The organism is Mycobacterium sp. MS1601 (assembly GCF_001984215.1).
Taxonomy (GTDB): domain Bacteria; phylum Actinomycetota; class Actinomycetes; order Mycobacteriales; family Mycobacteriaceae; genus Mycobacterium.
Genome location: NZ_CP019420.1, coordinates 2,594,368 through 2,616,347, shown reverse-complemented (window position 1 = coordinate 2,616,347; position 21,980 = coordinate 2,594,368). Strand labels below are relative to the sequence as shown.

22 protein-coding genes are annotated in these 21,980 nt (G+C 63.4%); 9 read left to right on the top strand and 13 right to left on the bottom strand.

What is annotated here, in order from left to right; all coding sequences use genetic code 11:
• Positions 1-115 precede the first annotated feature (115 nt).
• The 5 genes from torT (at position 116) to BVC93_RS12775 (ending at position 6,123) form a co-directional block, all read left to right on the top strand.
• Positions 116-1,264 carry a TMAO reductase system periplasmic protein TorT gene (gene torT, locus BVC93_RS12795; RefSeq protein WP_083737663.1) on the top strand — a complete coding sequence of 383 codons (1,149 nt, stop codon included), beginning with the start codon at positions 116-118 and terminating at the stop codon, positions 1,262-1,264.
• Between the two features lie 47 nt (positions 1,265-1,311).
• Positions 1,312-2,928, top strand: coding sequence for an amidohydrolase (locus tag BVC93_RS12790; RefSeq protein ID WP_192860288.1), 1,617 nt, complete (start codon positions 1,312-1,314; stop codon positions 2,926-2,928).
• A gap of 65 nt (positions 2,929-2,993) precedes the next feature.
• A complete protein-coding gene (locus BVC93_RS12785) occupies positions 2,994-4,445 on the top strand; it encodes a sugar ABC transporter ATP-binding protein (protein WP_197687546.1) in 1,452 nt (483 codons plus the stop codon).
• Positions 4,442-5,449, top strand: a complete 1,008-nt coding sequence (locus BVC93_RS12780; RefSeq protein ID WP_083737657.1) for an ABC transporter permease — start codon at positions 4,442-4,444, stop codon at positions 5,447-5,449. The genes BVC93_RS12785 and BVC93_RS12780 overlap by 4 nt, the downstream gene beginning before the upstream one ends.
• Positions 5,450-5,502: 53 nt before the next feature.
• The gene (locus BVC93_RS12775) at positions 5,503-6,123 is read left to right on the top strand and encodes a helix-turn-helix domain-containing protein (RefSeq protein ID WP_083737655.1); all 621 of its coding nucleotides are present in this window, start codon (positions 5,503-5,505) and stop codon (positions 6,121-6,123) included.
• Positions 6,124-6,142: 19 nt separating this feature from the next.
• On the opposite strand, the gene BVC93_RS12770 is transcribed toward BVC93_RS12775, so the two are convergent.
• The 5 genes from BVC93_RS12770 to BVC93_RS12750 all read right to left on the bottom strand — a co-directional run bounded on the left by BVC93_RS12770 (position 6,143) and on the right by BVC93_RS12750 (position 11,533).
• Complete coding sequence (locus BVC93_RS12770) at positions 6,143-7,441, bottom strand: acyl-CoA dehydrogenase family protein (protein WP_083737654.1); 1,299 nt, start codon at positions 7,439-7,441, stop codon at positions 6,143-6,145.
• 34 nt (positions 7,442-7,475) lie between these two features.
• Positions 7,476-7,913 carry an RrF2 family transcriptional regulator gene (locus BVC93_RS12765; protein ID WP_083737653.1) on the bottom strand — a complete coding sequence of 146 codons (438 nt, stop codon included), beginning with the start codon at positions 7,911-7,913 and terminating at the stop codon, positions 7,476-7,478.
• Positions 7,914-8,060: 147 nt separating this feature from the next.
• Positions 8,061-9,371, bottom strand: coding sequence for an acyl-CoA dehydrogenase family protein (locus BVC93_RS12760; protein WP_083737651.1), 1,311 nt, complete (start codon positions 9,369-9,371; stop codon positions 8,061-8,063).
• Between the two features lie 235 nt (positions 9,372-9,606).
• Entirely contained in the window at positions 9,607-10,554 is a 948-nt protein-coding gene (locus tag BVC93_RS12755; RefSeq protein ID WP_083741006.1) for a ketopantoate reductase family protein, read from the bottom strand.
• A gap of 115 nt (positions 10,555-10,669) precedes the next feature.
• A complete protein-coding gene (locus BVC93_RS12750; protein ID WP_083737649.1) occupies positions 10,670-11,533 on the bottom strand; it encodes an oxidoreductase in 864 nt (287 codons plus the stop codon).
• Positions 11,534-11,607: 74 nt separating this feature from the next.
• Between BVC93_RS12750 and BVC93_RS12745 the strand changes: the two genes are divergently transcribed.
• Positions 11,608-12,222 carry a TetR/AcrR family transcriptional regulator gene (locus BVC93_RS12745; protein ID WP_083741005.1) on the top strand — a complete coding sequence of 205 codons (615 nt, stop codon included), beginning with the start codon at positions 11,608-11,610 and terminating at the stop codon, positions 12,220-12,222.
• Positions 12,223-12,399: 177 nt separating this feature from the next.
• On the opposite strand, the gene BVC93_RS12740 is transcribed toward BVC93_RS12745, so the two are convergent.
• The gene (locus tag BVC93_RS12740) at positions 12,400-13,362 is read right to left on the bottom strand and encodes a LacI family DNA-binding transcriptional regulator (protein ID WP_083737647.1); all 963 of its coding nucleotides are present in this window, start codon (positions 13,360-13,362) and stop codon (positions 12,400-12,402) included.
• 385 nt (positions 13,363-13,747) lie between these two features.
• Between BVC93_RS12740 and BVC93_RS12735 the strand changes: the two genes are divergently transcribed.
• Positions 13,748-14,821 carry a maleylacetate reductase gene (locus BVC93_RS12735; protein ID WP_083741004.1) on the top strand — a complete coding sequence of 358 codons (1,074 nt, stop codon included), beginning with the start codon at positions 13,748-13,750 and terminating at the stop codon, positions 14,819-14,821.
• Positions 14,822-14,854: 33 nt separating this feature from the next.
• Positions 14,855-15,259, top strand: a complete 405-nt coding sequence (locus BVC93_RS12730; RefSeq protein ID WP_083737645.1) for a nuclear transport factor 2 family protein — start codon at positions 14,855-14,857, stop codon at positions 15,257-15,259.
• Positions 15,260-15,410: 151 nt separating this feature from the next.
• Here BVC93_RS12730 and BVC93_RS12725 read toward each other — a convergent pair whose 3' ends face one another.
• A complete protein-coding gene (locus tag BVC93_RS12725) occupies positions 15,411-16,136 on the bottom strand; it encodes an SDR family NAD(P)-dependent oxidoreductase (RefSeq protein ID WP_083737643.1) in 726 nt (241 codons plus the stop codon).
• A gap of 91 nt (positions 16,137-16,227) precedes the next feature.
• Positions 16,228-17,109: a dioxygenase family protein gene (locus tag BVC93_RS12720; RefSeq protein WP_083737642.1), complete on the bottom strand. Its 882-nt coding sequence runs from the start codon at positions 17,107-17,109 to the stop codon at positions 16,228-16,230.
• A gap of 327 nt (positions 17,110-17,436) precedes the next feature.
• Here BVC93_RS12720 and BVC93_RS12715 point away from each other — a divergent pair, with 327 nt between their 5' ends.
• Positions 17,437-18,450, top strand: a complete 1,014-nt coding sequence (locus tag BVC93_RS12715; RefSeq protein ID WP_083737640.1) for a LacI family DNA-binding transcriptional regulator — start codon at positions 17,437-17,439, stop codon at positions 18,448-18,450.
• Between the two features lie 96 nt (positions 18,451-18,546).
• Here BVC93_RS12715 and BVC93_RS12710 read toward each other — a convergent pair whose 3' ends face one another.
• Genes BVC93_RS12710 through BVC93_RS12690 form a run of 5 tightly spaced genes read right to left on the bottom strand, consistent with a single transcriptional unit; the run spans position 18,547 to position 21,980 of the window.
• Positions 18,547-19,332, bottom strand: a complete 786-nt coding sequence (locus BVC93_RS12710; protein WP_083737638.1) for an acetoin reductase — start codon at positions 19,330-19,332, stop codon at positions 18,547-18,549.
• 25 nt (positions 19,333-19,357) lie between these two features.
• Complete coding sequence (locus tag BVC93_RS12705) at positions 19,358-20,152, bottom strand: SDR family NAD(P)-dependent oxidoreductase (RefSeq protein WP_197687545.1); 795 nt, start codon at positions 20,150-20,152, stop codon at positions 19,358-19,360.
• Positions 20,152-20,469, bottom strand: coding sequence for a hypothetical protein (locus tag BVC93_RS12700; RefSeq protein WP_083737636.1), 318 nt, complete (start codon positions 20,467-20,469; stop codon positions 20,152-20,154). The genes BVC93_RS12705 and BVC93_RS12700 overlap by 1 nt, the downstream gene beginning before the upstream one ends.
• Before the next feature lie 17 nt (positions 20,470-20,486).
• A complete protein-coding gene (locus BVC93_RS12695) occupies positions 20,487-20,894 on the bottom strand; it encodes a cupin domain-containing protein (protein WP_083737634.1) in 408 nt (135 codons plus the stop codon).
• 42 nt (positions 20,895-20,936) lie between these two features.
• The gene (locus BVC93_RS12690; protein ID WP_197687544.1) at positions 20,937-21,980 is read right to left on the bottom strand and encodes an ABC transporter permease; all 1,044 of its coding nucleotides are present in this window, start codon (positions 21,978-21,980) and stop codon (positions 20,937-20,939) included.

The following is a 21,980-nucleotide window of genomic DNA, read 5'->3' as shown; positions in this document are numbered from 1 at the left end:
GCGAGGCAAAGATGGCTGAAGTAGCGTCACAGTTCATCTTCAGCATCACTTCAGCCAAGATCAATCACTGGGCGCGCATTGCCCACCCAATCGCGACCGGGCCAAAGGAGACGAAATGAGAGCGACACTGGTAGCCAGCGCCGTCGGCGCCTGCATCCTGACCACCGCCGCTACGGCGTGCAGTGGCGACAACGCCGACATCCGCGCCGAAGATGAACAGCCATGGTCAGCGCCTGCGATCTTCGTCGACTGCGACGCTGCCGGCATCGAACCCGGATGCATCGGGGCAGGTACCGAAGGTGAGTACTCGTCACTCGACACGTCGGAGGTGACGCAGCCCTGGCAGATCTGCGTCACAGTGCCGCATCTCAAAGACCCCATCTGGGTTGCCACCAACTACGGAATGACCGCCGAGAGCCGCCGACTGGGCCTGGAGATGCGATTCAGCGACGCCGGTGGCTACACCGGCACCACCGAGCAGGTCAAGCAGATCGAAGACTGCACAGCCCAGGGCGCTGATGCGATCATCGTCGGCGCGGTGAGTCAGGATGCGCTCAACCCTGTCATTCAGCAGGCAATAGACGCCGGCGTCGTCGTGGTGGACTACGGCAACGGCGTCACCGCCGACGTGCCGGGCCACGCAATCGTCGATTACTACAACATGGGTCACGCGATCGGCGAGCAGCTGGTGGCGTTGAACAAGGCCAAGCGCGTGGTGTTGTTGCCGGGGCCGGCAGGTGCTGGGTGGTCAGAACGTTCGGTGCTCGGGTTCAAGGATGCCCTGGCGGGGTCCGACGTCGAGTTGCTGGACGTGAAGTACGGCGAGACCGCCCGGGAGGTACAGCTGGCCCTCGTCGAGGACAGTGTGTCGGCCTACCCAGACCTTGACGCGATCGTCGGCACGGCGACCACTGTCGACGTGGCCCACGGAGTGCTGGCCGAACGTGGGCTGGCCGAGAAGATCAGCTTGTGGGCAACCTATCTCGTTCCGACCACGATGGAACTGCTGGAGACCGGTCGAGTGGTCTGCGCGCCCACCGAGCAACCCGTTCGCACCAGCCGGATGGCCGTCGACCTCGCCGTGCGACTACTCGAAGGCAAACCACAGAAGGAGGGGTTCGAACGCATGGGGCCCCTTCCGCTGACCGTCTGCGGTCCAGCCGCCGGTGAAGCCGACAACCTCGCCGACTTCGACACCACCACCAGTTTCGCACCCGATGGCTGGAGCCCGGTGTCCAACGTCAAACCAGGAGACAACCAGTGACAACAGCTCGGCGCCAACATGACTCGATTGCTCTGACCGGTCGGATAGTGAGTGTCACCGGAGGCGCAGATGCCGAAGCGGTTGTCATCATCAATGGCCGAATAGCAGCGGTGGGGTCGCGCCGGCTCGCCGAGGAAGCCCGGACATCAGGCATCGAAGTCCGTGACTTCGGCGAGCGCGCCGTGGTGCCAGGATTTGTAGATCCGCACATCCACCTGGAGCTTCTCAGCACTGCCCGCGGGCGGGCGGTCGACTGCCGGGTACCTGGCTGCAAGACCATCGCCGACGTGCTGGACCGTCTGATCGAGGCGGCTGCCGATGTCGCAGACGGCGACTGGCTGCTCGGCTACGGAAACTTGTTCTTCGATCAGAAGCTCGCCGAACGTCGACTCCCCACCCGTGCTGAACTCGACCGGGTGAGCACCACCATTCCCATCCAGATCGCTTGCGGTGGACATACTTCCGTACTCAACACGCGGGCACTTGAATTGGCTCAGGTGGAGCGGTTCCTCAATGGGGCGGCAGGCTTGTGGGGTAGTCCTGTCGTACACCTCGACGACAACGGCGTACCGACCGGGGTGGTCAGCGAGATCGATCAACTCCTACCGGTGCCGCCCATGGACAGAGCCGAGGTGCGGCGACACCTCGCGTCCACGTATTCCGAGCTGTTCACCGCTTATGGCGTCACCACGTTCGGCGAAATGCTCAGTTCATTCGACAACGCCGACATCATGGACGATCTGGTGGGTTCGAAAGACATCGCGGCCCGAGGTGTGCTGTATCCCATGGCGCCGTCGGCAGGACCGTTGGAAGAAGTCTGTGATTGGGTCAGCACGTACCGGAGCAGGGCCGGCACCGACTGGATGCGTGCGGCAGGAACCAAACTCTTCGCCGACGGCGGATACTCGGCACGTAACGCCGCCACCCGCACCCCCTACGTCGCCGAGCACGCCCCGTACCCCGGTTACAAGGGAACACTGAACATGACGCAGGGCGATGTGCTTCGCGCTCTGCGCGCCACCCGCCGCCGCGACATTCAAGTCGCCATCCACGCCAACGGGCCACGGGCTCAGGACGAGATACTCTCCGCATTACTCAGTGTCCCTGGGCCACACGATCATCGGCCGGTGCGCATCGAGCACGCCGGGAACCTGGTCAACGATCGCGCTGATCTCGAATTGTTCCGGCGCGCGAACGTGATACCGGTACTGCAGCCGGTGTTTCTCTATAACTTCATGGCCGACTTCGTGCCGATGCTGCTCGGCGACGGTGGCCTGACGGGACGACTACCGCTGCGCAGCATGCTCGACGATGGGGTCGGCCCGGTGGCCAGCTCCGATGTCGCGCCAGGGGCGGAGGCCGAACAGTCCAACCCCATGTTCTCGATCTGGGAATGTATGGCGCGCCGTAGCTACTGGGGCCTGCACATCGAGCCTGCAGAGACCATCTCCTTCACCGAGGCACTGCGCCTGCACACCATCGAAGGCGCCCGATCTCTTGGGATGCAGGACAGCGTGGGTTCCATCGAAGTCGGCAAATGGGGTGACATCGCCGTATTGGACCGCGACCCCCGTGCCGGCGGCCTCGACGAGGTTCGCAGCGCCCTCGTCGACGAGGTGTTTCTGGCCGGGGTATCAGTGCACAAGAGATCGGCAGCGGCGTAGTGGCACCACTTCTGCGAGTTGAGTCGCTGGGCAAGACCTTTCCCGGGGTTGTTGCCCTGGACGGAGTGGATCTCACAGTGGAACCCGGCGAAGTACACATTCTTCTGGGGGAGAACGGAGCCGGAAAGTCCACACTGATAAAGATCCTCGCCGGCGTGCAGTCTCCGTCGTCAGGGCGTCTGCTGCTCGACGGTGAACCGGTTGAGTTGAACTCCCCGCGTGCCGCGCAGGAGGCCGGAATCAGCACGGTGTTCCAAGAATTGAGCCTGGTGCCGTGCCTCACGGTCGCGGAAAACCTGTTCCTCGGTCGCCTCCCGTCACGGAACGGGATCGTTCATCGCAGCCGCATCCCCCATCTGGCCCACGATGCACTTGCCAAGATAGGCGCCGACATTCCGCTCACCGCCCGGGCGGACACACTGCCCCGCTCTGCTCAACAGCTCGTGGAGATCGCCAAGGGATTGATGGGCAGTGCGCGCCTGCTGATCCTCGATGAGCCCACCGCCAGCCTCGGTGAGCAAGAAAGTGACCAACTGCTCTCGCTCGTAGAGACTTTGGCCAGAAGCGGAATCGGCATCATCTACATCACCCACCGTCTCAAGGAGATCGCGAAGATAGGCCATCGGGTCACCGTGCTACGCGACGGTCGACGGGTCGGCGGAGTAGGCCCAGAAGAGATCGGTGACAGCGATCGCTTGGTCGAGCTGATGACGGGCCGCCAGCCGGAGAATCTGTACCCGCGCTCGTTCCGTCAGCCCGGGAGCGAGCTGCTGACAATCGAATCGCTGTCGGCATCCGAAGTGGCCGGTGCATCCATGCAATTCCGAGCGGGCGAGATTGTGGGAATAGCTGGATTGCTCGGCTCCGGTAAGTCTGCCCTCGGACGAGCTTGCTTCGGCCTGAACCAGATCGTCGGTGGAACCGTCGCGGTGCGGCACAAGCCGCTGTCGAACTTGACTCCGCACAAAGCGATTCGAAACGGAGTCGTGTACTACCCCTCCGACCGCAAACGTCAGGGACTGGCCCTGAACCAGCCGCTGTCCACCAACATCACCCTCGGCAGCTTGAGCTCGGCAGGTGTGGCGCGTTGGGGGTTTCTGGGCCGGCAGCGCGAACGGGTACTTTCCAGACGGCATGTCGAGCGGATGAAGATACGGCCTCCACTGACTGGCCGCCGCACAGACCTCTTCTCCGGAGGCAATCAGCAGAAAGCGGTACTGGCGCGAGGTCTTCTGCATCGCGCGGACATTCACATCTTCGATGAGCCGACGGTGGGCATCGACGTGAATGCGAAGATCGACGTCTACCGCGTGATGGACGAGTTGGCTGCCGCCGGTAACGCAGTGGTGTTGATTTCCTCGGACCTGCCCGAGGTACTGGGAATGTCGGACCGCGTCTATGTGATGCACGAAGGACGCGTCTCCGCCCACTTCGAAGGAACTGAGATAAACGAGAACTCAGTGCTGACAGCGTTTTTCAGTTCACCCGATACTCAAGACACGGAGGCGGTGCAGTGACCACGCAAGCTATGGCTCCGGAAAGTACGACGGGCCGCAGTTCTGGACTGCACCGGCGCCTGACCGCCAAAATTCTGGACATCGGTTTGTTGCCCTTTCTGCTGGTCGCCATGGTCATCCTGTTCGCGGTCCTGGAGCCACGGTTTCTCGCCCCGGACAATCTGGCCAACATCGGCAGGCAGTCGGTGTACCTACTGCTCATCACGATGGCGCAGATGATCGTGCTGTTGTGCGCACAACTGGATCTCTCCGTTGGCGCCACCGTGGCGCTGGTCAGCGTCGTCACTGCCCTCACCATGTCGAACTGGTCCGGCGGCACACTTTCCGCCGTGGTCGTCGGCGTCGCGGCGGGCATGGGTGTGGGGCTGCTAGTGGGTCTGATCAACGGGGCGGCAGTGACCTTGTTCAATGTGCCCTCGTTCATGGTGACGCTGGGCACCACGTCGGCGGCCTCCGGCGCGGCCCTCATCCTCTCCGATGGCGCACCCGTCACCGGCATACCGCTGAAATTCAGCGACCTCTTCGGAACCGGTCAATGGCTGGGCCTGCCCATCCCACTGATCATCGCCGTCATCGCCGCGGTGGGCGTCTACGTTCTGCTGTACTGGACCACACTCGGACGTAGCTTCTTCGCAGTCGGCGGTAACCAGGATGCTGCGAGGGTGGCCGGTATCGAGGTGCGCAAAGTGTTGATCTGCGCCTTCTTGCTGTGTTCCGGCCTCACCGCTCTGTCTGGTGTGCTGCTCACCGCCCGTGTCGCGTCGGGGGAAGCAACACTGGGCACCACCTACGTACTGCTGTCGATTGCCGCCGCAGTTCTCGGTGGCACGTCGCTGTTCGGCGGGGAGGGCCGACTTGGTCTGGTCATTCTCGGTGTGCTGTTCATCGGTATCTTGAGCAACGGAATGAATCTCTTGCGAGTGTCGAGCTACGTGCAGCAGCTGGTCATCGGAGTGGTCTTGGTCAGTGCAGTTGCCCTCGACCGTGTTCGTGCGCGAAGGTGAGCTCTGCACACGGGAGTGCGTGTGGGGTTACCAACGAACGTGAATTGAGGGCTATGACGTCGAGTCGACGGCGCTCGAGCACCAAGAACGAGCGCGTCGAAGAAACCGCCGATCAGCCCACCGAGGCCGATCGGCGGTTGGGCGCGCGCATCCGGAGCCTGCGGCAAGCCCAAACGATCACCCTCAAGGATGCCGCTACCGCGGCCGGGGTGTCCGAGAGTTTTCTGTCGCAGGTCGAACGCGGGCTGGCCAACCCCTCCATAGCTTCGTTACGTCGCATCGCGCAAGCACTGAATCAGCCGGTTGCCACGCTGTTCGTCGGCGGCGGCGAGCACGAAGGGGTGGTCCGTCTACACGAGCGTCGGACCATGAGTCATCCTTCCGGGTTCGTCGACTCGATGGTCACCCCAGAAACCGCCAGGCAGTTGCAGATTCACCACACGGTGATCGGGCCGGGTGGCAGCTCGGGTCATGGGCTCTACACCCACGCCGCCGACGAAGAATGTGTGCTTGTGCTGGAGGGGGCCATCGACGTGACCGTGGACGAAACCACGGTGCGGCTCGAGGCGGGTGATTCCCTCCTGCTCGATCCACGTCACGGGCACGGGTTTCGTAATCCCCTGGAGCGGCCGGCGACGGTGCTCTGGGTGATGACACCCGGGAACGGTTACTGACAGTCAGAACGTGCCGCCGTCAACTGGGCATGGTTCCGAATCCCTGCATCTCCCTGGTGAACTCGAACGGTTCATCGTCGGCGAAGGTATCGGTTGAGTAGTCGCGGTGCGCCATGGCACCCCAGGCCCGGCGGCGTTGCATGGCCAGGTTTCCGGCGTCGTACAGCGGGAAGACGACGGCCTCACGGTAGAGCTTGGCGATGGGGAACCGCTTGTCGAGTGCGTTCACCCCGACGATCCTCATGCAGTCGAACACCACGCTCTGCATCAGATCTCCACAGAAGGTCTTGTTCATCCCGCTGAGCGCGTGTCCCTGGCCGGGATGACGGTCCAGGTAATGCGCTGCCTTCCAAGAGAAGTACCGGGCCGCCTCGATGCGGGCCGCGACCTCGGTGAGAAGGTTGCCGACCGCTTGGTGGTGGATGATCGGCGAGGATCCACCACCGGTGTAGGTCTTGGCCCACTTGAGCGCAAATTCGTAGGCGCAGCGCGCCACCCCTACCGCGGCAATACTGGCGATCGGTGCGGACCAGGTGAAATTGCGGTTGATCAACAGATCGCCCTCGCCGTGCGCCAACACGTTCTGCTCAGGCACCTTGACGTCACGGAATGTCATGGTGACGTTCTGGCAGGTGCGGTGGGCCAGCTTGTCGATGACTTCATACTCGATGCCGGCCGTACCTCGCTCGACGACAAAGACGCTCAGGGCATCGGCGCTGCCCTTTGTGGAATCCGTTCGTGCGACGCAGACGTTGAGGTCGGCGCCCTGGAGGTCCCAACCGCCAGAGTTGCAGGGCCAGTGTTTCTCGCCATTGAGCGTGTATCGCCCCTGACGGGGCTGATGCCTGGCCAACAACTGGATGCCCGCCGACGGGCTCGGGTGGTCGAAGTTGGCGGTGCCACCACGTTCGCTGACCACCCAACCCGCCAGGAAGGAACCCTCCCGGTCGGATGCCGCTGGGGTGATCCACCGGTCGCGCTGTTCGTCGCTGCCGTGCCACAGGATCGGCATCAGGGCCAGGCCGTTGACGAGGATCGTTGTCGGAAATCCGGGGTCGACTGCGCAGAGTTCCTCGATGGCGATGAGGAAGTCGACGTTCGAGGCCCCGCCCCCGCCGTATTCGCGCGGTAAGAACATGCTGGTGAAACCCGCCTCGGCCGCCTGGCGATACACCGGGCGCATGGCGAGGAACGCCTCCTGGGGGTCGGTCAACGCGTCCGCGCGCTCCGCCACCGGGCGCAGCACCTCCTTGGCGAACTCCCGTGCCCTGCGTTTCAGCGCGCTCTGTTCGGCGGTCATCGCGAAGTCGATGGGCATGCTGGTGCTCCTTACCGCCGGTGAACGCCGACGCTCAACCGCTCGTGAGCCCCAGTGCGCCGCGCAGTCCGTAGTCGTTGCTTGCGATGTCTTCCAGACTCGATCGATCGAGCACCTCGAAGTAGGCCTGCAGAGCATCGGAAAAAACGCTCCGCGCGCCGCACACCCCGGCAACGCGGCAGTAACGCGCGGGACCGAGGCATTCCACAACCGCGAAGTCCGACTCCATGGTTCGCATCACGTTGCCGATGCTGATGGTGGAGGGGTCACGGGCCAGCTCGACACCGCCTGAGCGGCCGCGTGTCGTACGAACCAGACCCGCCGCCGACAACCGTTGGACGACCTTGTCCAAATGGTTTCGCGAGATTCGGTGGGCCGCGGCAATCTCTGCGACCGACCCGCGTCGGTCAGGCGCGACGCGCAGGTAGAGCAGCACTCGTAGTGCGTAGTCGGCGTGGTTGGTGTGCTTCATGTGGCCGCGGCTTCCCTTGACGATTGCACCGTCTCACTGTGCCACGGCTGATCCGCCGCAGCGCGGTCAACCCGCGGCCGCAGGTCGCCATGCCGTGGCGGGCCCGACGGCATGGGGACCGTCGGGCCCGGGGCAGTGGTTTCAACCTCAACCGGCCATGGTGCCGATGCTCTCGTGCTGCTTACCGAACTTGACGTACTCGTCCTCCATGATCGCGCGCGGGTTGAAGTCGGGATCGGCGATGATGCCGTGCACTCGACGACGCTGCATGCCCATGTTGCCGCCGTCGTAGATCGGCAGAACCGCAGCCTCGCGCAAGATCTTGCCGAAGCCGTTCTTGGTTTCCAGGCTGTTGACGCCGACGATCTGCATGCATTTGAAGACGCAGTCGAACATCATCTCGGTGACCTGGATCTTGTTCATGGCTCCGACCAACTCAGCGTGTTGATCGTGCTTGTCGAGGTAGTCGGCGGCCCGCCAGGAGAACGTGCGGGCCATCTCGATCTTGGCGGCCACGTCGCCGAGTACGTAGCCGACGTTCTGGAACCCGATGATCGGGGCGATCCCGCCGGCGGTGTTGTTCTTGGCCCAGTCGAGTGCCATTTCGTACGCGGCCCGTGCCATGCCGACAGCCGCGATTGCCGCGACCGGACCCGACCAGGCGAAGTTTCGGTTGATCACCAGATCGCCGTTCCCCTGCGCTCCCGGCAGGAGATTGGCAGCCGGAATGCGCGCGTTTTCGAACACGATCTCGGCGTTGGACGCGAGCCGGTGACCGATCTTGTCGAGGTGGCGGAACGTCACCCCCGGGGTATCGCGTTCCAGGACCAGCGCCGAGAGTCCTTCGGTGCCACCTCTTTCCGAGTCAGTCCGAACGATCAGCGTCCCGGCGTTGACACCCCGCTCGTCCCAGCCCGCCGACGACGGCCAGTACTTGCGGCCGTTGACGATGTAGTCGTCACCGTCGCGCACAGCCGTCAATCCCACGCCCGCGGGCCGTGGAAGGGGGATGTCGAAGTTCGCGGTCCCGGAGGGATTTCCTGGCGGCTCACTGGCGGTCCAGCCGCCGAGGTATTCGCCGGTCGGGTCGGACGTCGCGGCCCGGAGGAAACGCTCTTTCTGTTCGTCGCTGCCATACCAGGCCACCGGCATCAGTCCTAAACCGTTACACAGCACGGTACACGCGAACCCGGGATCGACGACGCAGATCTCCTCTGCCGCGATGACCAGGTCGACACACGAAACCCCGCCGCCCCCATAGGCCTTCGGCAGCATGCACATCGCGATGCCGGCGTGATAGGCCTCGACATAAGCCGGCTTGGTCAGTTGGAAACCCTTCAGCGGATCGGGTTCGGCGTCGGCGGCCGCGACGGTGGGCGCCAGCACCTCCTCGGCGAAGGTCCGTACCTCGTACTGCAGCTTTCGCTGGTCGTCGGACATGGTGAAGTTGATGGTCATGGCTACTCCCGGTGTGTAAGAGGGACGCAGTATGCGATCGTCTGCCGCACCGTAGAGGCAGACCGTCAGAGATTCCTGAATCGGTATTTCAAATACCGTATTTTTGGGTTTCGTCGTGGTTGCGGCGGATTACACGTGCCTCACAGGACAGATCACCGCACTGTGAGGCAGCCGTAATACAAGGCACCGGAGAGTTATCGGAGCAACTACCGGGGTCGGCTGAGTCCGAGACCGCTCAGCTGGTGGACGTTCCGCGGACGGCGCTTTCGAGGCGCGGAGTGGCGATGTTGAGCTGGCGGGATGTGCTGAGTGCATCCTGGAGGACCGCACGGGGCTCTGCCGCGTTCGGATCGGTGTGCGCCGCGAGGCTCGCCTGCGCGATCGGGAAGTGCTCGGTGGCCCACGCCAACGTGGTGGCGGTCAACCCAGGCAACCGGTAGGGCAACGTCGCGATGGAGTGCAGGCGCAGGTCGACGCCGCGTTTGTCGAGAACCGGCAGCAGCTCTCGACTCGTCAGGAACGCCTCACGCAGCGCGCGGCGGTCCCCGATCATGTTCGCCAGTCCCCCACTGCTCAACGCCTGAGAGAACATTCCGGCGTCCGAGGCGAAGTGCAGCAACAGCAATCCACGCATGTCCTGCTCATCCTTGATCCCGAAACCAGCCTGCCGAAAGGCCGCTCGCACGATCAGCTCCCGCGGGCCAGGTGACACCCCGGACGTTCCGAGGACCACCGATCGGAACAACGCGCCACGGAGAACCCCATCGTCTCCGAAGCCCCCACCGGCTTGCGGAAATCCGAATGTCACCCGATCTGCGGGAAGCGGGGCGACCGCGGCCAGCGGTTCATCCCATACATTGCCGAACACCAGGACGGCGGCCTCCCCGATGCGGGGAGCCAGATATGCGGCAGCTTCCCGCAGGCGGTGGTGGCCAACGCTGAGCACGACGAGATCAAACCCGTCGCCGGGCTCAACGGACTCGCGCAGCCGTGTCCCGAACACGTGGCGAGCCCGTCGACCCAACCGGGCACGGCGCCCGTCTATGAGTTCCGTGCACACTTCATCGCCGTACTCGACGGCGCGGCCCGGGCGGACGTAGAACTCAACATCATGACCCGCTTCCTGAAAAGCCTGGCCATAGATCGTCGCAATGACACCGCGGCCGAACATGAGGATTCGCATCAACACCCATCCGACATCCGGAGATTGTCCGCCTCCACCGACCGTACTCGGACACGATCTCCGTTGGTCTCCCCCGGCGATCTTTGCGACATGCACCCAGTGCGGTGGTGTGCGGTCAGTTCGCGATCTGCGCGCCCTCGGGAAAGTCGGTGGAGCGCGACAGCTCAGACCAGTCCGCAATCTCCCGGTCAACGGCGGCGCGTCCGCTGGTGACCAGTCGAAGCGCGTCGGAACCGAGGACAAGATGCGCAGGCGGGCTGGGTGAGTCGATGACCGAGAGGATGGCTTGTCCAGCTTTGGCGGGATTGCCCAACTGATTGCCGCTGGCCGCTATGCGGTTGTCGCGCAGCGGATTCATCAGATCGTCGTAGTCTGCGATGCTCCGCTCGGTACGGACCATGGAGCGCCCCGCCCAGTCGGTGCGGAAGGACCCGGGTTCGATTGCGGTGACATGAATTCCGAACGCACTGACCTCTTTGCCGACCGTTTCGAGGATGCCTTCGAGGGCGTACTTGCTGCCGCAGTAGTACGCCAATCCGGGGACGGTCATCAACCCGCCCATCGAGGTGACGGCGAAGATGTGCCCGGCACGTCGCCGACGCATGTGCGGGAGCACAGCTTTGATCGTCGCAACTGCCCCGAACACATTGGTGTCGAACTGCGCGCGCAGTTCAGACATCGGTGACTCCTCGAAAACTCCTTCGTGCCCGTAACCCGCGTTGGCAATGAGGACATCAATTGGCCCAAGCGTCTTTTCGACGTCGTCAACGACCGCGAGGACAGCGCGGTCATCGGTGACATCAAGTTCGCGGGCGTGAGAACGGCCAGGCGCGATCGAGTTGAAAGCCGCTGCATCGGCCGACTTTCGGACGGTGCCCACCACTGTGTGGCCCGCCGCGAGAGCGGCCTCGGCGAACGCGCGACCCAGCCCTGAGCTGGCGCCGGTAATGAGGAAGGAACGTGTGCGGTCGTGTGGCATAGCAATAATCTACACAGTGTTGACTTTTATCGCCATTGCGTTGATTATTCTGAGCGTTGCGTACACTCGTGCCCGTGGCTGAAGCGAAGAGGGGTTCGGGTCGGCGCCGAACATCACCCTCCAAGGGCGATCTGAGGGAACTCGCGATTCTCGACGCCTCAGAACGCCAGCTCGGCGAGATCGGCGTGCAGCACATGACGGTGGAGACGATTGCGACGGCGGCCGGAATCACGCGCGGAGCGCTGTACTTCTATTTCAGCTCGAAGAACGACGTACTGGCTGCGTTGGTCCAGAGGACCGCCGACGGCGTGGCAGGCGCGGTCGGCCGCGCTCAGGCCCAGGCACCCGACGACCCCCGACAGGCTCTGCAGAAAGCCGTGCTCCAAACCGCGCAGATGTGGCAGGAGCATGGCCCGGTCATGCGAGTGGCCGTGGAACTGGGGCCCGTCGTACCGGAGATCGAGGCTTCCTGGCAGGCGGCAGTGTCAGCCGCGAGCAGTGCAACACATCAGCTGTTGGTCGAAGCGGGCGTGCCGGATGACACGAGCCCGCTAGGCGCATTCGCGGTCAGCGCGGCCCTGGTGTCAATGACCGAGCGCTACTTCTACGCGGCCTCCAAGCAGGGAGCCTCGCTCACCGACGCGGCCCAGACGTTGACGCACGTCTGGCACGCCGTTCTTCCGGCATGAGCCACGTCAAGAGGTTCAAGGTCCCGGCCGATGCCGAGGCCACCACGACGCCATCGGAACGGCATGCCCGAAGCGGGCGATCCTCATCAGCGGCAGATGTTTAGCCATCGCACATGCGAGACGCCCGTGGGATCGCCCTGCCCGTTGAGCCGCGCACCACCAGATGGACCGGCAGTTCTATCGATCGGGGACGTAGGTGTCCGGTGTGTCCAGCAGGCTGAGCATCATTCGCGCCGCCTCGACCCCCATTCTGTAGTGATCCACAGCCACAGTGGTAAGCGCCGGCGACACGAGTTCGGCGGCAGGCACGTCGCTGAAGCCGACGACGCTGATCTCGCGAGGGCAGTCGACCCCCTGAGCGCGCAGCTGTTGAAGAACACCGAAAGTCGTCAAGTCGTTGAAGCCCACGATCGCGGTAGCGTCGGTGCTGTCGAGAAACTGGGCGGTGGCGCGTCGACCCCATTCGGTGTCAATGTGATCAATGGTCGCAACCAGAGACTGATCCAGCTGAATCTCTCGGTCCAACAGCGCATCTCGGTATCCGCGCAACCTGGCCCTGGCCGTGCTGATGTGCTGCGGTCCGGCGACCAGGCCGATTCTGCGGTGTCCCAGCTCGAACAAATGGTCCATGATCAGTTTCATGCCCAGAGCGTCGTTGCTGATGACCTGGCCAACGGACGGATCGCCCGAGGTGCGAAGCAAATTGACCACAGGCGCTACCTGGCTGAACCGTCGACAGCTGTCTGGATCGTTCAGTGTCGATGTGGTGACGATCAGCCCGTCGACCCGCCGTTCCTCCAGACTGCGCAGATGGCGGAGTTCGCGCTCAGGATCGTTGTCGGTGTTGACGATCAACGCGGTGTAGGCCGCCGCATTGGTCACGTCATCGATGCCGCGGACCATGTGCGCGAACAACGGTACGGCCAAGTCACCGACCACGACACCGATGGTGGAACTGCGAGCACTCGCCAAGCTGCGCGCCATCGTGTTGGGCAGGTAGTTAAGCTCGTCGGCGGCACGAATCACCCGATCCAGAGTTTCTGCGCTGACAAGATCGCGGGTGCGCTCATTCAGCGCGCGCGACACGGTAGCGGGATGCACGTTGGCCAGTTTTGCCACATCTTCAAGCCGAGGTCGCATCGACCGACCTTTCTTCGCTGACCGCCGACGAGGGAGGCCACCCCCACCGTGAAAATGTCAAGTACCCGTGCGAGCGCTTGCACGTCGCAGTGTACAAGGGCGTACGGATGATCTGTCCAGCCGGAGAGCCAATCCCAATCGATCTGCACGTCATCGATAGCAGCCGCCGCGCAAGGCCGCGCAGCCTTGACAGCAAGCGCTTGCAGCGGCACTCTAGGTGCAAGCGCTCGCAGGTGATGCGAGCCACACAGGACGAAGGGGCGGGCCATGCCAACACAGACATGTCGCGGCTTCACGCCTCCCGCGCCAACGGCCCCTGTGATCTGACCGTGTTTCCGGCTTGCCCGATACCTGTCCCGTGAACGCACTACCGGAGGCAACCCTGATGTCCGCACCCGCCGCTTTCACCTACCATGCCCTTCCGATGCGCGTGACCTTCGGCATCGACACTCTCGCCCAGGTCGGTGACGAGCTCGACCGCGCCGGGTTGGGCCGCGCACTGGTGGTGTGCACACCCGAACAGCGCACCCTGGCCGAGACGGTGCTGGCCGATCTCGGTGAGCGCGGCGCAGGCATCTTCGACCAGGCCAGGATGCACGTGCCGGTCGAGACCGCCACCGCTGCCACCGAAGCCGCTCTCGCCGCACGTGCGGATTGCTGCGTCGTCGTCGGCGGCGGTTCCTCCATCGGCCTCGGTAAGGCCATCGCGCTGGAACGTCAGCTGCCGATCGTCGCCATCCCCACCACCTATGCCGGGTCGGAGATGACACCCATCTGGGGATTGACCCGAGACGGCCGCAAGCAGACCGGTCGCGACGCCGCAGTATTGCCCACCACCGTCATCTACGACCCCCGTGTCACCACCACATTGCCGGTCGAGATCTCCGCGGCCAGTGGACTCAACGCCATGGCACATGCGGTAGAGGCATTGTATGCCCCTGACACGTCACCGATCATCTCGTTGATGGCCGAGGAGGGAGTGCGCGCCTTCATGTCCGCACTGCCCACGATCATCGCCGACGGCGACGATCTCTCGGCACGCTCAGAAGCCCTGTACGGCGCGTGGCTGTGCGGGGCATGCCTTGGTGCGACATCGATGTCGTTGCACCACAAGCTATGCCATGTCCTCGGTGGATCGCTGGATCTGCCGCACGCACAGACCCATGCGATCGTGCTGCCCTATGCCCTGGCCTACAACGAGTCTCACGCCCCCGATGCCCGTGCCGCTCTGCAGCGCGCGATGCACACCACCGCGGAGCCCTCCGTGGCGGTGTGGGAGATGGCTCAGACACTGCCCATCCCCCACTCACTGGCCGACCTCGGCGTCACCGAGGCTCAGATCCCGTCAGTGATCGAGCAAGCGCTGGCCAGCCCGTATACGAACCCGGCGCCGGTCACCGCCGACGGGTTGCACCATCTGCTACACCAGGCCCTCGCAGGCACCAGACCCACTCACTAATCGCTGCCACATCAACACCATTGGAGGCTCCAATTGACCACCACCAACGACGTCGCCGCCACCATCCGCACACTCGAAGACCGTCGCTATCAGGCCGCCGTCGACAAGGATTGGGATACTTTCGCCTCGCTGTGCCATCCCGCACTGGCCTACGCGCATTCCTCAGCCGTCACCGACACCCTGGAGGAATATCTGGCCAAGGTACGCGACGGCTTCTACGTCTACCACGACATCGACCACCCCATCGATGAGATCCGCATCATCGACGACATCGCTCTGGTGCTCGGGGAAATGAACGCCCACATCACTGCGGGCGGCGCCGAGAAGACGTTGCGCAACAAGTGCCTGGCGGTGTGGAAGAACACCGACAACGGCTGGTTGCTGTTGGCGTACCAGCCCACCCCGATCCCGGCGCCCGCACCGACCGCCAAGGACTGAAGAGCGCCCCCTACCCGGCGACCGGGTGGACGTTCTGCAGCAGACACCGACAAGGGAATAACGAGTCCCGACAGCCACACCCAACTGCGGCGCGCTCCATAACCTGGAGCGCGCCGCAGTTGGGTTCAGCAGTAGCGCAGGACAGGACGTCCTACGGCGTGGTGTAGCCGCCGTCGACAGTCAGCTGGGCTCCGGTGATGTAGGACGCCCCATCACCGGCCAGGAACGCGATCGCGGCGGCCACCTCTTCGGCACGCCCGGCGCGACCCATGGGCGTCACCGCGACGATGCCGTCGCTGATGGCTTGGTCTTGGGCGTTTGTCATCGGCGTGACAATCAAACCCGGGTGCACCGAGTTGACCCTGATGCCTTCGGGCGCATAGGTCACCGAGGCGTTCTTCGACATGGTGCTCACCGCACCTTTGGACGCCTGATAAGCCGACACACCGGCGGCGCCCACCAGCCCCCAGATCGAGGACACGTTTACGATCGAGCCACCGCCGCGGGCGCGCATCAGCGGTACGCAGGTCCGGATGCCGTAGAACGTTCCCGTCTGGTTGACCGCGACAATCGAGTGCCATGCGTCGATTTCGATGTCGGTGATGGAGTCGTAGGATCCGACCAGGCCGGCGTTGTTGACCAGAATGTCCAATCCGCCTTCCTTGTCGGTGATTTCACGCGCCAGCGTGGTCCACGATTCCAGATCGCTGACGTCGAGGTGGCGTTGGTGGATACGGTCGTTCACCGTCGCGGATTCGGTGTAGGCAATGTCGGCGGCGTAGACGGTGACGCCCTGTGCAGACAGCAATTCTGCTGTTGCCTCGCCGATTCCGCTCGCGGCACCGGTGACGATAGCGACTTTCTGAACGGCGGTCATTCGGACTCCTTGCATTAATTGGGATGCGGTGTGAGTACTGCGTTGCGACACGGGAACGCGGAGGTGTCGACCGATGACGTTCGACACCCGGTCACGCTCTGGTTGGGTTTCCTTCGAAGTGCAAGACCAGGTCGATCTCGGCCTCGACGAACCCTGCGGTGACACCACACGGGTTTGCCGTACCGGCCGGGCGCGAAACGAATTCGCGTACCAGGGATTTCTTGACCGCGAACACCGCGTCGGAGTCGAGGTACTTGCTCTCGTTGACGAAGATGTGCGTGGTCAGCTCTTTGTAGCCAGGTGCGGTGGCGATGAAATGTATGTGCGCCGGCCGGAACTCGTGGCGATGCGCGGCCGCCAACAGCTCCCCCACCGGGCCGTCGGTGGGTATTGGATAGAACGACGGCACCACCGAGGTGAACCAGAACCTGCCTTGGGCGTCGGTGGTGAACAGACCGCGTCCATTGCCGGTGTCCTGGACGCCGGGTTGTTGGACGTCGTAGAAGCCGTCCGCGTTGGCCTGCCAGACATCCACGGCTGCGCCGGCGATCGGGTTGCCCTGGGCGTCCAGGACACGGCCATGCACGACGCAGGTCTGTCCGGTGCTCTGCGGTGACACATTGGCGCCCAGTTCACGACGGGGCGAGTCGACCATGTGGAAGGGGCCCAGCACGGTGGAGGCGGTGGCTTCCGGGGTGTGGGCGTCGTTGAGCGTTTCCACGGCCATGGAGGCCCCCAGGACGTCGGAGAGCAAGATGAACTCCTGGCGGACCTCGTTGCACATCTTGCCGGTGCGAGTGAGGAAGTCGATGCCGGCTTCCCATTCCGGATAGGTCAGTTCGACGTCGCTGATGAACGCGTGCAGGTGCCGGGTCAAGCTCTGCAGGATCTGCTTGAGGCGAGGATCCGTGGTGTCGCGGAAGCTGTCGACGACCTCTTCCACGAGCGGCGCGGCGCTTAGATCTGTACCCATTGCCCTGTTCCTTCGTTGTTGTTCCGCCGGTGCCGGCTCGGGTGGCTGGCGGATCTCTCGGCCACCGTGGCTGTGTCTTGTGTCACCGTGCAAGCGCTCGCATTGAGGGTGCCTTCGACCGGCCTGCGCTGTCAAGTCCTCACCAGAACTGCGCTCACACCATCTTCTTTGAGACGCAGGGAAAGGCTGGGAAAACAGGACGAAACGAGGGGAGCCTTCATTCTTGATCAGTGCGCACAAATTTCTGCAAGCGCTCGCAGCACTGGGCGGGTGTCCGCTACCATCGACTGTAGTCGAACCTGCTCAGGTGAAGCGGAAAGGCTTGCAATGCGGGCACGTTTGGAAGACGTGGCGAAACTGGCCAACGTGCACCCTGCTACTGCCTCGCGAGCGCTCAACGAGCGCACCCGAAGCCGGGTCAGTCCTGAGACCTTGGAGCGAGTCCTGCGCGCGGTCGACGAACTCAACTACCGCCCCAACACGATGGCACGCAGCCTGGCCAGCGCACGCAGCTCCACGGTCGGAGTCGTGATCGGCGATCTGGCGGTACCGCTGTTCGCCCACATGATCCGAGGTATCGACGATGCCCTCAGCGAGGCCGGATACACGGCGTTGATCGTCAACACCGACAACGACACCGAGCGCGAGTTGCGCCACCTCCGAAGCCTGGAGGAGCGTCGCGTCGACGGCCTCATCGTGACAACCTCGTTGCTCGGGGACCCAGACCAGTCCCGCCGGTTTTCTCGGGTGGCCCCGGTGGTCAATCTCTTGCGCGTCGACGGCAACCCGCAGATCGGACAGGTCACCAGTAATGACGCCCTGGGCATGGGGCTGATCGTGGAACACCTGCACGGTCTCGGTCATCGCCGCATCGGACTGGTAGCTGGGCCGCCCAGCATAAGCACAGCCCTTTCTCGGCTGCGTGGCTACCGAAACGCGCTGTTAGAGAAGGGGTACGACATTGACAACAACCTCGTCGTGACCATCGACCACATCGACACTGCACAGGGTCGACGTGCTGCCGCTCAGCTCCTCGACACCACCGACGCCACGGCCATCATCGGTTTTAATGACATGGTGACATTCGGGGTGTTACAGGAGCTTCGTGCACGCAGTATGTCCTGCCCGGACGACATCAGTGTGGTCGGCTACAGCGACGTCCCCGCTTCCGAGCTGGTTGCGCCTGCACTGACCACCGTATCTGTGGATCACTACAAGATGGGCGTGGAAGCGGCGCGGATGATGCTGGAGTTGCTCGACAAACCGGACGACTTCGTTCCCCGATTGGTGGAACTCCCCGTACACCTGGTGGTCCGCGAAACCACCGCCGCTGCACCGTGATCCGTGCGGTCGGCGACCAGAGGGAGCACCTCCATCGCCGACCGCACGTGTGCCCGTAGCCGGGCGGAAAGCTCTTGTCCGACTCGGCACAATGGACTAGTTGAAGAGCATCCCGCCGTCGATGAGGGGCGATTGTCCGGTCATGTAGTCGGAGTCGGGTCCGGCCAGGAAAGCAACAAAACCCGCGACGTCTTCGGGCGTCGACGGCCGTCCCAATGCGATCTTGCTGGCTTGTTTGTCGAAGGACTCACCGCGGGCAACACCATCGCGGACCGACAGGGCCGCGTCGACTCCATCCCACATCTCCGTGCCGACGGTGCCCGGGCTGTAGGCGTTGACGGTGATCCCGTAGCCGGCGTATTCCTGGGCGGCGGCTTGGGTGAGCGCGCGAACCGCGAACTTGGTCGAGGAGTACACGCCGAAGACGGGCTGCCCGAGGAAGCCGGCGATCGAGCAGGCGTTGATGATCTTGCCTTTGACCCCGCGGTCGATGAAGCTCTGCGCCGCGGCTTGAATGCCCCACAGCACACCACCGACATTGATGCGCTGCATCTTCTCCAAGTCAGCGGGTTTGACCTCCAGCAACGGAAGTACTTGTGCGATACCGGCATTGTTGATCATGATGTCGAAAGCACCGAGTTCGCGGTGGGCCGTGCCGACTGCGTCGTGCACTTGTTCGCGGTCGCTGACATCACAGCTCACCGCGTGAGCCTTGCGTCCGAGCTCTCTGATCTCCCCGGCAACCGCCTCGGCCTTTTCGAGGTTGAGGTCCAAGATGCCGATGTTGGCGCCGTCGTGTGCCAGGCGCAGTGCAATGGCGCGGCCAATTCCTTGACCGGCACCGGTGATGATGGCGACCTTGTTCGTTAGTGGCCCGCTCATGAGACGCTGCCTTCTTTCGTCGTTGTTATTGGGCGGTGTATCCGCCGTCGATGATGAGTTCGGTGCCGGTGACGAACCGTGATTCGTCGGAAGCGAGATAGAGGACACCGTAAGCGATGTCGTCAGGCTCGCCGACGTGGCCGATGGGGTGCATCGCACTCATCTCACGCAGGTAGGCCTTCAGACCGCCGGGGTAGCTCTCACCTTTGCGGATATTGAACGGCGTCATGATGGTGCCAGGGCACACTGCATTGACGCGAATACCTTCTGGGGCGTATGTCACCGCGTCGGTTTTGGCCATCAGTCGCACCGCGCCTTTGGCCGCATGGTAACTGGGGGCGTCACTGTTGCCGATGAGTCCGTAGATCGACGACATGTTGATGATGCTGCGACCGCCCTGGGTTTGTCGCAGATAGCCGATGGCGTGTTTGGTGCACAGAAACGGACCGTCGACGTTGACCGCGAACATGGCTTTCCACGCGTCGAAGTCCACCGCGTCGGCCGACTCTGCCGGGCCAGAAACACCGGCATTGTTCACCAACACGTGCAGTGCGCCCCACCGTTGCCAAATCAGTGACATTGCTTCGGCGACCGACTCTTCCACGCTGACGTCGACGGTGACGGCCATGGCCTGGCCGCCCCGGTCAGTGATGTCGGCGGCCACCGCGTGGGCGGCTTCGGCGTTGCGATCCAGGATCGCCACCGCGGCACCATGGCGAGCGAGCATGTCCGCGATGGCCCGGCCGATGCCATCGGCGGCACCGGTCACCGCAGCCACCTTGCCCTGCACTCGTCCCACCTCGGTGGAAACTGCCTGCATCAGTCGATTCTCATTTCAATGTGCAGAAAGGACAGCTCGGTGGTGGCCGCGATCGACACTCGACCGGTCTTGGGGATGGCGAAGGCGCTCGATCGCGCCAGCTCGAAGGTCTTGCCGTCGCCGTTGGTCAAGATGGCGCTGCCGCCCAGGATGAACGCGGCGTGTTCGATGTTTGTGGATTCCAGATCCATCGATTCGCCTTCGGCTACGGTCTCCACGCGTATGTCCACCCACGGTCCGGCCATCACCTGGTCGATATTGCTGGGCTCGCGGAACAGGTTGACGAACTTCTTGGGGGTTGTCTCGGTGGTGGTCACTATTGCTGTCCTGTCGCCTATTTCGTCACTTCGCTGGGGCTGTATCCGGGAAGACGCTCCACAATCGAGGGCGGGAGCGCCTCCACCACAACGAATTCCAGTTCGTCGTCGCCGATGTTCTCGATCGAGTGACGGCCGTTGAGCGGCGTCATGATGAGGTCGCCCGGACCGACCTCGCGGGTCTCGCCGTCAAGCATCATCCGTCCGCGCCCGCTGACGATGTAGTAGATCTCCTCGGTACGGGTGTGCACGTGCTCGCCGATGAGTCCACCCTTCTCGACACGGTTGTGTTCGAAAGAGTCCCAGTCGGCGTACAGCATGAGCCCGGTGACGAATCGCTTCCACTTGTCCATACCGCGGCCACCGTGAAGGCCGTGCAGTTCGCTCGGGGAGCCGGTGTTGGATATCACCAGAGGACTAGTCATGATGCCTTCTCTCGGGTTGGTCAGGTGATTGCTGCTTCGTGGTCAGACCGAGCGCCGCTGCTCACGTTGACTGGCAAAGCGATTGACGATGAGGGCGGCCAGAATGATGAATCCGTACGTCGCCTGCACCCAGTAGCTCGGCACGCGGGACAGGGTGAGGATGTTGTCGACCATACCGAGGATGATGACGCCGAGGAACGCTCCGATCATGGAGCCTTTACCGCCGTTGAGGCTGATGCCGCCGATCACGGCGGCTGCGAACACGGTGAAGATCAGGCCGTCACCTTGGTTCGAGGTGGCTGACGCGATGCGGCCGGTGAGCATGAAGCCGGCGAAGGCGGCGACCAGGGCACCGACGATGAAGACGGAGATGGTGAGGCGGGTCGTGCGGATACCCGCAGCTTGCGCGGCAGCCTCATTGCCGCCCATGGCGTACAGCTTCCGGCCGACCGGGTGGTTTCGCATGATCAGCCATGCGATCGCGAAGACGATGACAAACAGCCAGATCTGCACGGAAACACCGAGAATCGATGATCGGCCCAGCCACAGTAGAGGTGCCGGCAGCCCGCTGAGGGTCTGTCCCGAGGAGATACCCATGGTCATGCCGCGCAGCAGGATCAGCATCGCCAGCGTCACCATGAACGCGTTGAGCTTCAACTTGGCCACCAGGTAACCGTTGACGAGCCCGATCAGGCCTGCGGCGACGAACCCGATCGCGATGGCTGCCGCGGCGGGCAGTTCGACCCCGAGTCCACCCACCGCCGGCGGCACGCACAACCAGGCAGCCACCATCGGGATGAATCCGACGATCGACTCCAACGACAGGTCGAAGTATCCGGAGATGAGGATGATGCTCTCCGCGACCACCACCACACCGAGCACGGCGGAGGTGACGAGGACGTTGTTGAGCAGATTGTTCACGGTCAGGAACTGTGGCGACAAGATGAAGCCGAGCAGCATGACGACCAGAATCGCTGGGACAAGTGACAATTCGCGCAATGCACTGCTGCTGCGCAACCTTGACCATACGGACGGCGACGGCTGCACCTCCGTGTCGTCGTGCGCCGAGATGAGGCTGGCGGTCAC